Genomic DNA, 13,776 nt, shown 5'->3' on the forward strand with positions numbered 1-13,776 from the left:
GCAGCGGCCTGCGGGCGGCGTGGTGGTGCTCACGGCGGATGCGGCCGCAGCCGGTGCATTGCCAGCCAGTGATGGCCCGCTGCTGCTGTTGCCGGAAGCGGCGGATGCCGCTGGCGGCCAACGCGTTCCCGACCTGGCCACGGCACTGCGCCAGCATCCGGCATCCACGCTGACCTTGGTCGGCGCGGGCCTGGCTGCACGTGACCGCGATGCGGTCCTGCCAACGACCGTGCGGTGGCAGGCTTCACCCCTGCCGCATGGCTGGATCGCGCTGCAGCCCCCGACCGATGCGGCGCCCGGCGCGCGCTTCGACGTGTACGCACAGGCGCGTGGCGCAAGCGGTGGGCGCGCGGAACTGCTGGACCCGGCCGATACCGTGGTTGATCGAGGCGCAGTAGCCGCCGATGGCAGCGTGCGGCTCAGTGGCATCGCCCGTGCGCCGGGGCGCAGCGTGTTCCATCTGCGCCTGCTGGATGCACAGGCTCATGTGCTGGACAGCGTGCCGGTGCCACAGCAGACGCTGGCCGCGCCACCGCTGCGCCTGCTGGTGCGTGCCAGCGCGCCTGGGCCGGAGCTGAAGTACCTGCGCCGCTGGGCCACCGATGCCGGCCTGCGCGTGCAGGTACAGGCCGATACCGGCGCCGGGCTGAGCGTGGGCGATGGCGCAGTGGCACTGGATGCCAACACGCTGACGCGCAGCGATCTGCTGCTGCTGGACGAACGCAGCCTGGCCGCACTCAATGGCGGGCAGGTTGCCGCAGTGCGCCAGGCCCTGCGCGATGGCCTCGGCGTGCTGGTGCGCAGCGCCGGTGCACCGTCGGCCAGCGCGCGCCTGCGCCTGCGCGATCTCGGTCTGCCGCTGCAGGGCGATGGCAGCAGCCATGCCGTCGAACTGCCTGGCGACGGCGAGAGCGCCCTGCTGTCCGCACGCCGCGGCCCCATGGACTCGGCCACCCTGCCCACCACCGACGGCGAAGCAGCCGACCGCAGTTCGCACAGCGCGGCCCTGCCTTCGCTGGAAGCTCTGGATCTGCAGCCCATCGGCAGCAACGCCCTGCTGCACGATCGTGCAGGACAGGCACTGGGTGGCTGGCGCAGCGCCGGCAAGGGCCGCATCGGCCTGCTGCCGATTACCGACAGCTGGCGCTGGGTGCTGGCCGGTCGCGATGATCGCCACGGTGAGCTGTGGAGCGGCGTGATGGCGACATTGGCCCGCGCGCAGGCCGGCACGGATGCATTGTGGTCGCCGCAGGCACAGGCCTGGATGGGCGAGCGCGTCGCCCTGTGCGGCGTGCAGGCACCGCTGCAGGCGTTCGATGCGAAGGGTGCAGGCGTGCCACTGGTGGTGGATGGCACCCCATCATCCCTGCGCTGCGCCGGTTGGTGGCCGCGCACGGCAGGCTGGCATCGCCTGCAGCACGGCGAGGCGACCGTCTGGCGCTACGTGTTCGATGCGGAGGAGGCCGCGCCCCTGCACCGGCAGTCGATGTTCGACGCGACGGCGCAGGCGTTGGCGTCGGCCATGCCTGCCAGTCGCGCGGTGATGCAGCCGGTGCCAGGCTCGCGCTGGCCGTGGTGGCTGGCGTTCGTGCTGTGCGCCTCGCTGCTGTGGTGGCTGGAACGGCGGCGCTGAGCCCGGGGCCGGATCCCCTTCGCACGCGAAAGGGCTCTGACCCCCACCCATGAAGCATCCACGCATGGCGTGGATCTACTTCCGGTATACGCCGTTGAAGCGGACGTTCATGCCGCCACATTCGCTGTTGTCCGACACCACCAGCACATCGCCCAGCAATTGCGCGTGCACCTTGCAGCTGTCCTCGACGAAATCCACCTGGCTGCCGCGCGGTGTGGCCGATGCACTCACCGCGCCGATGTGCGGGCCGCCCGGCCGTTCGGCCAGCGACGGGTTGGCCGAGGGCCAGTACGCATCGCCGTCCACCAGCAGCTGGCTGCCGCGCACCCGGATCTGCAGGCCGTTGTCGCCATCTTTCCAGTCGCCGGCCCAGCCCTGCAACGTGGGCGTCACCTGCGCTACCGGCTGCAGCTTGCTGCGGTCCACCCAGCCGGCACTGCCGCCCACCTTGTTGGGGAAGAAGGCGCAGCGGTACGGGCCGAGGTCGCGGCCGGTCACCACCGTATCGCCGCTCACCACATAGCTGCGCTGGCGGCAGGCGGGCTCGCCCTTGGCCGGGCAGCCGTCCAGGTCACCCAGCAGGTACAGGCGCGGCGTGCCCACCACCTTGGCAACGGCGAAATCCGATTGTCCGGAAGGGAAAGCGCCATTGCGGCAGGAGCCATCGTCAGCCAGACCGCTGGCTGCAGCGGCCAGCGGGCTCAGCGTGGCAAGCAGAAAGAAGGAACGCAGCAGCATCCAGGCAGCCTCGGGTCGAAAGACGGCAGGATAGCGCCTACTTCCCGACCGACGCACCGCAGCCATCCTGCTGCTCGCAGAACTGAAGCGCGCGCCGCTGCTGTTCGGCACTCAGCTCCGGCGGCGGCCGGGCAATGGCGGACTGGATCTGGTCCGGTCCACCGGTAAGCTTGTTCAGGCCTTTGCCCGCGGCGGTCAGGCCTTTCACCACGCCCATCATGATGTAGCCGCCACTCAGGCTCACCTGTTCGGGCGACGGCGGCTCGCTCCAGTCACGGCTGAAGCGGTTATCGCCGAACTTCACCGGATTCTTGAAGCGGTACAGGTCCAGCGGCTCGTCGTCTTCGGGTTTCAGCGCCCGCACTTCGCCCAAGGTGGTGACGTCGCCCTGTGGCGGCGCGGCGGCCTCGGCGGCCGGTATCCCGGTTGCCGGCGCCGGTTCGGGCACCGGTGCGGCCTGCTGCGCGTGCGCGGTGACGGCCAGCATCATGCCGGCCAGAAGTGCTCCCTGCAGTTTCCGTCGTGCCACAGCCGTTGCCCTGTCTGTTGCGTCCAACTCCCGAGGATACGCATCGCGGCTTCAGATTTCGTTTTCCCGGGGACAGGCGTTCAGCCCGCGATTGCCGATGCCCTGCCGTGCGCGCGCGGGCCCACGTACTGAATGGTTTACTGCATCCCGGCGCGCGGTCTCACACCCTGAGACCCATCTGTGGTGCCATGTGACCCCTCGCAATCCGTCCTGGCTCTCTCTTCCATGGCCTACGAACTCGCCAAGCGCACTGCCGACGCCGAGCAGAAGCTCGCCACCCGCGACGGCCTGCCCGCGCGCGATGGCGCCCTGCTCAGTGCGCGCCTGCAGCGCCGCTACCACGACCGCATCAATGGCAGCTTCGCCATTCCCGGTCGCGAGGGCCGCTACGCGCCCATTCCCGCTTCGGTGCCGCCCGCCCTGGCCGCCGCACTGAAGGCACGCGGCATCGAGCAGCTGTACAGCCACCAGGCCGAAGCGTGGGAGGCCAGCCAGCGCGGCGAGCACGTGGCCATCGTCACCCCCACCGCCAGCGGCAAGTCGCTGTGCTACACCCTGCCGGTGGTCAGCGCGGCCATGCAGGACAAAGCCAAGGCGCTGTACCTGTTCCCGACCAAGGCGCTGGCCCAGGACCAGGTGGCCGAACTGCTGGAACTCAACCGCGCGGGTGATCTGGGGGTCAAGGCCTTCACCTTCGACGGCGACACCCCCGGCGATGCACGCCAGGCCATCCGCCTGCACGGCGACATCGTGGTGTCCAACCCGGACATGCTGCACCAGGCCATCCTGCCCCACCACACCAAGTGGGCGCAGTTCTTCGAGAACCTGCGCTACATCGTCATCGACGAAGTGCATACCTACCGCGGCGTGTTCGGCAGCCACGTCACCAACGTGCTGCGCCGGCTCAAGCGCATCTGCGCGTTCTATGGCGTGCAACCGCAGTTCATCCTGTGCTCGGCCACCATCGGCAACCCGCAGGCGCATGCCGAGGCCCTGATCGAGGCGCCGGTCACCGCCATCACCGAATCCGGCGCGCCCAGCGGGCCCAAGCAGGTGCTGCTGTGGAACCCGCCGGTGATCAACCCGGATCTGGGCCTGCGTGCCTCGGCACGTTCGCAGAGCAACCGCATCGCGCGCATCGCGATCAAATCCGGGTTGAAGACCCTGGTATTCGCGCAGACGCGGTTGATGGTGGAAGTGCTGACCAAGTACCTGAAGGACATCTTCGACCACGACCCGCGAAAGCCGCCACGCATCCGCGCCTACCGTGGTGGCTACCTGCCCACCGAGCGCCGCGAGACCGAGCGGGCGATGCGCGCGGGCAACATCGACGGCATCGTCAGCACCTCGGCGCTGGAACTGGGCGTGGATATCGGCAGCCTGGACGTGGTCATCCTCAATGGCTACCCCGGCAGCGTGGCCGCCACCTGGCAGCGCTTCGGCCGCGCCGGTCGCCGCCAGCAGCCCGCGCTGGGGGTGATGGTGGCCAGCTCGCAGCCGCTGGACCAGTACGTGGTGCGCCATCCGGATTTCTTCGCAGAGGCTTCGCCCGAACACGCGCGCATCGCCCCGGACCAGCCACTGATCCTGTTCGACCACATCCGCTGTGCCGCCTTCGAACTGCCGTTCCGGGTCGGCGATGGCTTCGGCCCGATCGATCCGGACGTGTTCCTGGAGGCGCTGGCCGAAACCGAAGTCATCCACCGCGAGGGCGAGCGCTGGGAATGGATCGCCGACAGCTACCCGGCCAACGCGGTCAGCCTGCGCGCGGTGGCCGATGGCAACTTCGTGGTGGTCGACCGCAGCGATGGCCGCCAGCAGATCATCGCCGAGGTCGACTATTCAGCTGCTGCGCTCACGTTGTACGAAGGTGCCATCCACATGGTGCAGTCCACCCCGTACCAGGTGGAAACGCTGGACTGGGAGGGCCGCAAGGCCTACGTCACGCGCACGCATGTGGACTACTACACCGACAGCATCGACTTCACCAAGCTCAAGGTGCTGGACCGCTTCGATGGCGGCGTGGCCGGCCGTGGCGATTCGCACCATGGCGAAGTGCACGTGGTGCGCCGCGTGGCGGGCTACAAGAAGATCCGCTACTACACGCACGAGAACATCGGCTACGGCCCGGTCAACCTGCCCGACCAGGAACTGCATACAACTGCGGTGTGGTGGCAGCTGCCACAGGCGCTGCTGCTGCGCGCGTTCGCCAGCAAGCAGGATGCGCTGGATGGCTTCCTCGGCGCCGCCTACGCACTGCACATCGTCGCTACCGTGGCGGTGATGGCCGATGCGCGCGACCTGCAGAAGTCGGTCGGCAACGGCGATGGTTCCTGGTTCGCGATTGCCGACCAGACCGGTCGTGGCCAGCTGCGCGGTGGCGAGGGTGATCCCGGCATCGTCGAGCTGCTGCAGGAATTCGTGCCCACCGTGTACCTGTACGACAATTTCCCCGGCGGCGTCGGCCTGAGTGAGCCGCTGTGGCAGCGCCAGGCCGAACTGGTGCAGCGCGCACGCGAGCTGGTGCAGCGCTGCGACTGCAAGGCCGGCTGCCCCGCCTGCGTCGGCCCGGTGCTGGCCGCGCAGGAAGAAGATGAAACCTCGCCACGTGCGCTGGCGCTGCGCGTGCTGGATCTGTTTGATGCCGAAGCATGCCAGCAGGTGCGCGACGTGGTGGTGACCGTGCGCGACCCGATGGAACTGCTGGCACCGTGAGCCTGAGCCTGGACAAACTGCGCCTGCTGCGGAAGCAGGCCGGCGACCCGAAGGCGGGCACGCCCGCCGCGCCCGAGCCGCCGCCGGCAGCACCGGCTCCGGTAGCCGCCAACGATGCACGGCAACCCGCAGCCGAACGTTCGGTGTTTGCCTGGGTGGAACAGGAGATCCGCCACAAGCCAACCGGCACGGCGGCACCTGCCACGGCGCCGGCCGCGCTGCGGCGGCCTGAAGTGGGCGGCCTGCATCGCCTGCTCGGCCTGCGCACGCGCGGTACCGCCGCCCCGCTGCGGGCCATCGCGCAGGACCGGCAACTGCCCGGCGAGGAGATCGCGCCCGGCCTGTTCCTGATCGAATCGCTGCAGCCACAGGCGATTCCACCGCAACCGTTGTCGCTGGATTTCGCGCGCCGCGACGGCGAGCACGTGGCCGCGCGCGACCTGCTGTTCTTCGATACCGAAACCACCGGCCTGGCCGGTGGCACCGGTACCCGCGCCTTCATGATCGGCGCCGCCGACTGGCATGTGTGCCCGCAGCGCGGCGAAGGCCTGCGCATCCGCCAGCTGCTGATGTCCACCATGGCCGCCGAGGACGCGATGCTGGCCACCTTCGCCAGCTGGCTGCAGCCGTCCACGGTGTTCTGCAGCTACAACGGCCGCAGCTACGATGCGCCGCTGCTGAAGGCCCGCTACCGGCTGGCCCGGCAGCGCGACCCGATCACCGCGCTGGAACATGTGGATCTGCTCTACCCCACACGCCGCCGTTATCGCGGCAGCTGGGAAAACTGCAAGCTGTCCACCATCGAACGCCAGCTGCTGCGCGTGGTGCGTGAGGACGACCTGCCCGGCTCGGAAGCACCCGCTGCGTGGCTGCGTTACCTGCGCGGCGGCGATGCGGTGAACCTGCGCCGCGTGGCCGACCACAACCACCAGGACGTGGTGACCCTGGCCCTGCTGCTGCAGCGGCTGATCCGCGAGGAACAGCGCGAGCGCGAAACGCTGGCGCTGGTGCAGCCCTAGCCGGGCGCGGATTCAGGCGGCGTTGACACCACTGACACGCGCAGCGGCGACACTGCCCGCTGTCCCTTCACCGGAGCCGTGCCCATGCGCCCTACAACCCTGTTGCTGCTGGCCAGCATCCTCCCGCTTGCCGCCTGCAGCCATGCGGGTACCAGCAGCACTGCTGATACCGGCCCCCTGCCGGCCAAGGGTGCCGAGGGTCCGCACGAATGCCGCCCCGAGGCGCTGGAAGCATTCACCGGCAAGACCGCCGACGAGGCCACGATCAAGAAACTGGTGGCCGACAGCGGTGCGCGCAACGCGCGGGTGGTCAAGCCGGGCATGGCGGTGACGATGGATTTCCGCCAGGACCGGGTAACCGTGCACGTGGATGCACAGAACAAGATCGAACGCGCCAGCTGCGGCTGATGTTGCCGGCCAGCGGCCGGCACTACCAGGAGATGGGGTAGTGCCGGCCGCTGGCCGGCAAGCCGTATCAGAGTTGCTGCGCCTTGCCACTGGCCATCGCGCGGGCGATCACCTGCTTCACCTGTGCCGACGCCTGCGCCTGCACACGGGCCTGCTGTTCGCCCAACGCTGCCTGCTTGTTGCCCAGCGCCGCCTGGCGCAGGCCCAGCTGGGCCTGCTGGTCGGCCAGTTCGCTGATGTCCTTGCTGTGCGCGTCCTGCACGGCCTGCACTTCGCGCATCGCCAGACGCGCCTCGGCAGCCGCCTGGCGGGCAATCGCGGCGTCATCCATCGACCCGCTTATCGCCCTGGCCGCCTCGGCCGCGGCCTGACGGTTGATGTCGGTTTCGCGCAGGGCCTTGCTGGCGGCCTGCGTTGCCGCACGGCTGATTTCCCGGGCGTGCACGGCCTGCTTGCGACCCAGTTCACCCTGCTGGCGCCCCAGTGCGCCCTGCTCGCGGCCGAGCTGGCCCTGCTGCCGGCCCAGTTCGGCCGACTGCGCATAGACGCGCTGCAGCGGTTCGATCAGTGCAGGGTCACGTACGGCGTAGCGCTTGCTGCCTTCGCGGAACCACAGCACCGGGCCATCGCGGCCGACATCATGGCGCGCCTGCTTGATGTCATCGAGGGTGGCGTTGGCATAGCTGCGGCCGTGGTCGATCAGCACGTGGCCACGTTCCAGGTCGTTGCTGAGGTGCAGCTGGCCCACGGTGGTGTAGCTGTCGTCGCCATCCTCGTCGTCCACAGGGGGAGCCGGGGGTGCCGGCGGCGCTGCGGGGGCAGCCGGGGCGGCAGGCGGCGGCATCACCATGTGGGGGGCGGTGGCAGGCACCGCGGGTGCGGCCGGCGCGGCGGGTGCTGCCGGCGCCGGCGGGGGTGCAGGGGGCGCTGGCGGAATCGGAGCAGCCACCAGACGCATCGGCGCCACCCCCACCGCCAGCACCACGGCGGTCAGGCCGAAGGCGAGGATGCGCGGGCAGGCACGGCGCGGCTGCAGGCTCAACAAGCGACGTTTGAGACTGGTGGTGCTGGGCGCAGCGCTGGCCACGCCCAGGTGCGGCTGCGGCGCCACACCCAGCTGCAGCAACAGACGGCCATAGGCATGGCGGCTGGCACCGTGCTGCCCAACCACCGCCGCATCCACCGCTTCCTCGCGGGCCTGTGCGTATTCGCGTACGGCCAGGCGCAACAGCGGGTGGAAGAAGAACAGGTGCTGGGCCAGTGCAGGCAGCAGGCCCCACTGCAGGTCGCGGCGCTGCATGTGCTGCAGCTCGTGGGTCAGCGCCAGATCCAGCGCATCGCCCTGCAGCGCAGTGGCACCGGCCGGCAGCAGCAGCACCGGGCGTAGCGGCCCAACCAGCTGCGGCGCATCCACCTGCTCGCTCATCCACAGGCGCGGGGCGCGGCGCAGGCCGTGGGCATCAGCGGCCAGCTGCAGCGCCTGCACCAGTGCGGCATCTTCGCAGGGATGCGAGGCCGCCAGCAGCGCGCGGCACTGCCGCCACTCGCCGAAGGTACGCCAGGCCATCAGCAGCACGCCGGACAGCCACAGCGCGCCCAGCGCCAGCGCCCACCCGGCCATCGGCGATGCGCCGTTGCCGATGGACGCCGCGATGTCATGGGCCTGATCGATCGGTGCCGCTGCCAACAGCTGCGCCGACGCCTCCGGCGCCATCGGATGGATCGCATCGGCGGCCAGATCGGTGGCGGTCATCGCCACGGCTTGGGGCGCCGGCAGCCAGGCCAACTGCAACGGCTGGCTCCAGAACAGGCCCACCACCGCCTGCAGCGACACCAGCCACCAGAGGCGGCAGCGGGTGCTGGCCGACAGCGACGGCAGCGCGCGGCACAGCCCGTACACCAGGGCCACCAGCAGCACGGTCTGCAGGCTGGTCCAGCCCAGACGTTCCAACAGCGGAATCAGCATCGTGGTGTCCATGGCTCAGCCCTCGTGGCGACGCGATTGAAGTTGGGCGACCAGTGCTTCCAGTTCGGCCAGCTCGTTCTCACTGACTTCCTGGCGCTGCGACAGGTAGGCCACGAACGGCGACACCGAGCCCTGCAGGGTGTTGTCGACGAACTGGGCCACGGCGCCCTGCAGCACGCTGTCCGGGCCACGGGTGGCCTGGTAGCGGTAGACCCCTTCCTGCTGCTCGCGCTGAAGATACCCTTTGGCACGCAGCCGCTCCATCATCGTCAGCACGGTGGAACGGGCCAGCCCACGGGCCTCGCCGTAGCCACTGGCGACCTCACCGACGCTGGCCGGCGCATGTTCATCGATGTACTGCAGCAGGGCCAGTTCCTGGTCCCCGATGGTCTTGCCACGCATGACACCACTCCATTGACTACACGTGTAGCTACTGTCTGCTTGACGACAGCTGTAGTCAACCCCTCGGAAGTCATGGGCCGACGAACGGTTTGGGGAGAGTGACCTTATTCAGCGGCGTAAAGATTGTCGCTTGCTACAAACATTCAAACAATTTCGGGAAAGTCTGACGTAATGCGGCGTTGGAAAGGCCGCACGTGTTCAATAGACCGACAATTTTTAGAAAGGCCGGCACCAGCTTCAGCCGGTCGATCGGACGGATCACCGCCTGCACGTAGGCACCGCGGGTCTCCAGATCGAAATCCCAGTCGCGCAGAGTGGCCTGCCGCTGCACGGTGCGGAAGCGCTGGGCGATGTTGTCCTGCCACTGTCCATCCGCGCCGGCATCCACAACCAGTTCGGCCAGCGCGGTGTGCGGGCGCCACGTCGTGTTGAAAATCAGCCCACGATGGGTTTCATCGTTGAACCGTTCCTGCTGCGCGCCGCCTTCGGTGAAGGTGACCCAGCGCTGGTTGCGGTAGTCGTTCTGGTAGGCCTTGGCGGCCCACGTCCAGTCAGTGCCGATGCGGCCGTCGACGTGCAATGCAGTCTGCCGGGTCTCGCGTTCGCTGCGGTCTTCCCTGGCGTAAGCGGGCGACTATGTTGGATCGGCCTGCAGTTCGGCGTAGCTCAGGTAGCCCGCTTCCAGTGCCGCGTTCCTGTAGTAACGGGTGGTCAGGCCGCCGCGCCAGGCGCCGTCCGGGTCGGTGTAGAACCATTTGCCCGCGAAGCTGCGCTGGGTTGCATCGGCATGGTCGCGTTCGCCGGCGGACTGGCGCCAGCCGATGAAGTAGTTCTGCGACCACGGTCCGTACTCGAAGCCTTTGGCCAGCTGCAGATCCTGCGTGCCGAAGCTGCCGGCGGTCACGCTCAGCTGGCCGTCATTGCCACCCTGGCGGGTGACCACGTTGACGTCGCCGGCAATGGCGTTGAGGCCGTAACGCGCATCGTTGGTTCCGCGCACGATGTCGATGGCGGTGATGTCCAGCGGCCAGACGGCATCGAGGTAGGGCATGCCACCGGCATTGTCGTTGCTGGGGATGCCATCGATCAGCAGCTTCACAGCGTTGATGCGGCCTTCGCCGTTGAAGCCGCGGAACGAGAACCGGCCCGCATCGGTGCCCATCTTGAACTGGGTCACCTGCACGCCGAGCGCGTTCATCAGCAGCTCCCAGCTGTGTTCGACCCGCTGCGACTGCAGCAGGTCTCCGCCGATGACGTCCACCGAACTGCAAATCGAGCGGATGGGGCGCTCCCGGAAACCGTCGCCGCTCACCTGGACGGTGCCCAGGGTGAGTGCGGTGCCGTCCTGCGCGCGCGCGGGTGGGAACAAAGGAAAGGCAGCCGAGCGCGGTGGCCAGGCTGAGCAGATGTGGGGTATGGAAAGAGATCCGGGTCATGGTCATGGCACGCAGCGCCGCCCGCCATGAGGCGGGAGACGCGGGAATCGGGGAAACGCGCGCACGCCCGTGCCGTCAGGCGCAGGCGTTGGGCAGCATCCGCAGAGGTCATCCGTCCACGCGGTGGGCGCGGACGATCAGGCCAACCGTGGCGGCCCGCGGGCCCCCAGATGCCCGGCAGCGACGCGGCCAACCCAACGGCGCGTCCAGACCACGGCAAAGCGCGGCGGGCGCCAGCCGATCAGCGCCATGAGCAGCGCCACCAGCAGGCTGATCATGCGTGCTGCAATCAGGCAGTAATCGCACTCCACGCCCATGTCATGGCCGGCATGGGTATCGGTGCGGGTCGTCGTGGAGACGTCATGCGGGTCATGTGCGCCCGCATCTGCGGCCATCGCATGATGATGGGCAGGGTCGCCCGGCATGTGCATCGCCGGCGTGCTGTGCGGGACCGCCAGCACCGGCGGCTCCGGCGGCTGTTCCGTGCCGTGCGCCAGCCACCGGCTTACCAGCGGGGCAAGCAGGATGAGCAGCACGGCGATGACCGCCATCAGGCTGAGGCTGCTGTGGAAGGGCACGGGGCGCACGCGTGCATTGTAGGGCACGACTGTGCGGCAGCCCTGTACGGGGTGCTTCAACAACACGGCCGCCGGGGGCGGTTCCCTGCCCCGGGCGGCCGTGTGCTGTGCCGTTCGCTACCCTCAGCGGAACACGAGCCCGCCGTCGATCAGCGGCGCCTGCCCGGTCATGTAATCCGAATCCGGGCCGGCCAGGAAGGCGACGAAGGCGGCCACGTCGTCGGGCGTCTCGGCGCGGCCGAGCGCGATCCCGCCGACAAACTTCGCGTAGGTCTCGCCGATCGCCGCGCCGGTGACTTCGGCCATGCGCTTGTCGATCTCCACCCACATGTCGGTGCCGACCACGCCCGGGCAGTAGGCGTTGACGGTGATGCCGTCGGCCGCCAGTTCCTTGGCTGCGGCCTGGGTCAGCGCGCGCACCGCGAACTTGGTCGAGGAATACACCCCCAGCAGGGCGTAGCCTTCATGCCCGGCGATCGAGCTGGCGTTGATGATCTTGCCCTTGCGGCCACGTGCCTTGAAGCTGGCCGCTGCAGCCTGGATGCCCCACAGCGTGCCCTGCACGTTCACCCGGTAGATCCGTTCGACCTCCTCGGCGGTGACCTCGGCCAGCGGTTTGACCTGGGCGATGCCGGCGTTGTTGACCATGATGTCCAGCCCGCCCAGCTCGGCTTCGGCGTGCGCGACGGCAGCGAACACCTGCTCACGGTCGCCCACGTCGGCGACGACGTGCGTGGCGCGCCGTCCCATTTCCCAGACCTCATCGGCCACCGCCTGCAGCTTGGCCAGATCCAGGTCCACCAGCACCAGGTCCGCCCCCTCGCGGGCCAGCCGCAGCGCGATGCCGCGGCCGATGCCCTGGGCCGCGCCGGTGACCAGCGCGACCTTTCCATTGATTGCCATTGCCATTGCTCCTTTGACGCTAGAACGCACCGTCGATGTCGGTCACTGCGATCAGCTTGTGGTTGACGAATTCCTTGATACCCAGGCCGACCAGCTCACGGCCGTAGCCGGAGCGGCGCACGCCACCGAAGGGCAGGTCCGCGGCCACGCCGGTCGGGTGGTTGATGTAGACCATGCCGGTGGAGATCTTCTGCGCCACCTTGATGCCGTGCGGGATGTCACGGGTGAACACCGAGCCGCCCAGGCCGAACGGCGAGTCGTTGGCGATGCGGACCGCGTCGGCCTCGTCGCGGGCGCAGATCACCTGCGAGACCGGGCCGAAGAACTCCCAGCCGTAGGCCGGGTTGTCCTCGGCCATGGTCAGCAGCACCGGCCGGAAGAACGCGCCGGTGGACGGGACCTCCGCACCGAGGACCTCCACCTGCGCACCGTGCGCGACGGCCTGCTCCACCTGCCGCTGCAGGTCCTCCAGCGCGCCCTGCGAGGACAGCGGCGCCAGCGTGGTGGACGGGTCCATCGGATCGCCGGCCTTGAGCGCGGCAACGCCGGCCTTGTACTTCTGCAGGAAGGCATCGTAGATCTCATCGACCACGATGATGCGCTTGGACGAGCAGCACACCTGCCCGCTGTTCCAGTGGCGCCCGGTCACCGCCCACTGCGCGGCCTTGTCCAGGTCGGCGTCGGCCAGCACCACGAAGGCGTCGGCGCCGCCCAGTTCCATGGTCGACTTCTTCAGCGCATTGCCGGCCTGCGCCGCGACGATCGCACCGGCGCCTTCCGAGCCGGTCAGCGCCACGCCGTGGACGCGCGGATCTTCGATGATCGTCTGGATCTGGTCACGGGTGGCATAGAGGTTCCTGAATCCCCCCTCGGGCAGGCCGGCCTCGCGGAACAGCGCCTCGAACGCCGCCGCGCACTGCGGCACGTTCGAGGCGTGCTTGAGGATCAGCACGTTGCCGGCGGCCAGCTGCGGCGCGGCGATGCGCACGATCTGGTAGTACGGGAAATTCCACGGCTCGATCGCCAGCAGGATGCCCTGCGGCTCGTGCTCGACCCAGGCCTCGGTGTAGGAGGGATGCCGGCTCGGCAGTTTCTCCGGCGCGAGCAGCGCCTCGGCGTTCTCGACGTAGTACTCCAGGATCTGCGCCGAGAGCTCGACCTCTGCCTCCGCTTCGGCCAGCAGCTTGCCCATCTCCAGGGTCAGCAGCGTGGCGTAGTCGGTGTGGCGGGCGCGCAGGAGGCTGGCCGCCTTCTGCAGCACCTTCACGCGTTCGGCGATGGCCAGGTCCTTCCAGGTCGCGAACGCGGCGTGGCCCTGCTCCAGGGCCTGGGCGACCTCGGCGTCGGTGGCGTTGGGGAAGGTCTTGACGACCTGGCCGGTGTACGGATTGGTGGTTGCGTATGCCATGTTTCTGCTCCGATAGGGGGGGGAAGTACGGAACGAAGGTG

At 68.9% G+C, this 13,776-nt stretch carries 11 protein-coding genes and 1 pseudogene; 4 read left to right on the forward strand and 8 right to left on the reverse strand.

The features are described from left to right. Positions 1-1,633, forward strand: a 1,633-nt coding sequence (locus ACQKDV_RS05640; RefSeq protein WP_427782800.1) for a hypothetical protein, incomplete at its 5' end; no start/stop codon positions are given. 75 nt (positions 1,634-1,708) lie between these two features. Here ACQKDV_RS05640 and ACQKDV_RS05645 read toward each other — a convergent pair. Continuing rightward, on the reverse strand, positions 1,709-2,371 hold the full coding sequence (locus tag ACQKDV_RS05645; protein ID WP_427782801.1) for a hypothetical protein: 663 nt from the start codon (positions 2,369-2,371) through the stop codon (positions 1,709-1,711). A gap of 37 nt (positions 2,372-2,408) precedes the next feature. Then, positions 2,409-2,861: a hypothetical protein gene (locus ACQKDV_RS05650; RefSeq protein ID WP_427782802.1), complete on the reverse strand. Its 453-nt coding sequence runs from the start codon at positions 2,859-2,861 to the stop codon at positions 2,409-2,411. Between the two features lie 264 nt (positions 2,862-3,125). Here ACQKDV_RS05650 and ACQKDV_RS05655 point away from each other — a divergent pair, with 264 nt between their 5' ends. From ACQKDV_RS05655 to ACQKDV_RS05665, 3 genes are all read left to right on the forward strand, one after another. Next, positions 3,126-5,615: a DEAD/DEAH box helicase gene (locus ACQKDV_RS05655; RefSeq protein ID WP_427782803.1), complete on the forward strand. Its 2,490-nt coding sequence runs from the start codon at positions 3,126-3,128 to the stop codon at positions 5,613-5,615. Next, on the forward strand, positions 5,612-6,634 hold the full coding sequence (locus tag ACQKDV_RS05660; RefSeq protein ID WP_427782804.1) for a ribonuclease H-like domain-containing protein: 1,023 nt from the start codon (positions 5,612-5,614) through the stop codon (positions 6,632-6,634). The genes ACQKDV_RS05655 and ACQKDV_RS05660 overlap by 4 nt, the downstream gene beginning before the upstream one ends. 84 nt (positions 6,635-6,718) lie before the next feature. After that, on the forward strand, positions 6,719-7,042 hold the full coding sequence (locus ACQKDV_RS05665; protein WP_427782805.1) for an I78 family peptidase inhibitor: 324 nt from the start codon (positions 6,719-6,721) through the stop codon (positions 7,040-7,042). A 67-nt stretch (positions 7,043-7,109) separates the two neighbouring features. Here ACQKDV_RS05665 and ACQKDV_RS05670 read toward each other — a convergent pair whose 3' ends face one another. From ACQKDV_RS05670 to ACQKDV_RS05695, 6 genes and pseudogenes are all read right to left on the reverse strand, one after another. After that, complete coding sequence (locus ACQKDV_RS05670) at positions 7,110-9,020, reverse strand: M56 family metallopeptidase (protein ID WP_427782806.1); 1,911 nt, start codon at positions 9,018-9,020, stop codon at positions 7,110-7,112. 3 nt (positions 9,021-9,023) lie between these two features. Next, entirely contained in the window at positions 9,024-9,410 is a 387-nt protein-coding gene (locus ACQKDV_RS05675; protein WP_427782807.1) for a BlaI/MecI/CopY family transcriptional regulator, read from the reverse strand. Between the two features lie 220 nt (positions 9,411-9,630). Continuing rightward, a pseudogene (locus tag ACQKDV_RS05680) lies at positions 9,631-10,818 on the reverse strand (TonB-dependent receptor); the annotation flags it as partial. 165 nt (positions 10,819-10,983) lie between these two features. Then, positions 10,984-11,382, reverse strand: coding sequence for a DUF2946 family protein (locus ACQKDV_RS05685; RefSeq protein ID WP_427782828.1), 399 nt, complete (start codon positions 11,380-11,382; stop codon positions 10,984-10,986). Positions 11,383-11,547: 165 nt separating this feature from the next. After that, on the reverse strand, positions 11,548-12,327 hold the full coding sequence (locus tag ACQKDV_RS05690) for an acetoin reductase (protein ID WP_427782808.1): 780 nt from the start codon (positions 12,325-12,327) through the stop codon (positions 11,548-11,550). A gap of 19 nt (positions 12,328-12,346) precedes the next feature. Then, positions 12,347-13,735, reverse strand: coding sequence for an NAD-dependent succinate-semialdehyde dehydrogenase (locus tag ACQKDV_RS05695; RefSeq protein ID WP_427782809.1), 1,389 nt, complete (start codon positions 13,733-13,735; stop codon positions 12,347-12,349). Between the last annotated feature and the right edge of the window lie 41 nt (positions 13,736-13,776).

The sequence above is a fragment of the Stenotrophomonas sp. NPDC077659 genome (assembly GCF_050268705.1).
Lineage (GTDB): Bacteria > Pseudomonadota > Gammaproteobacteria > Xanthomonadales > Xanthomonadaceae > Stenotrophomonas.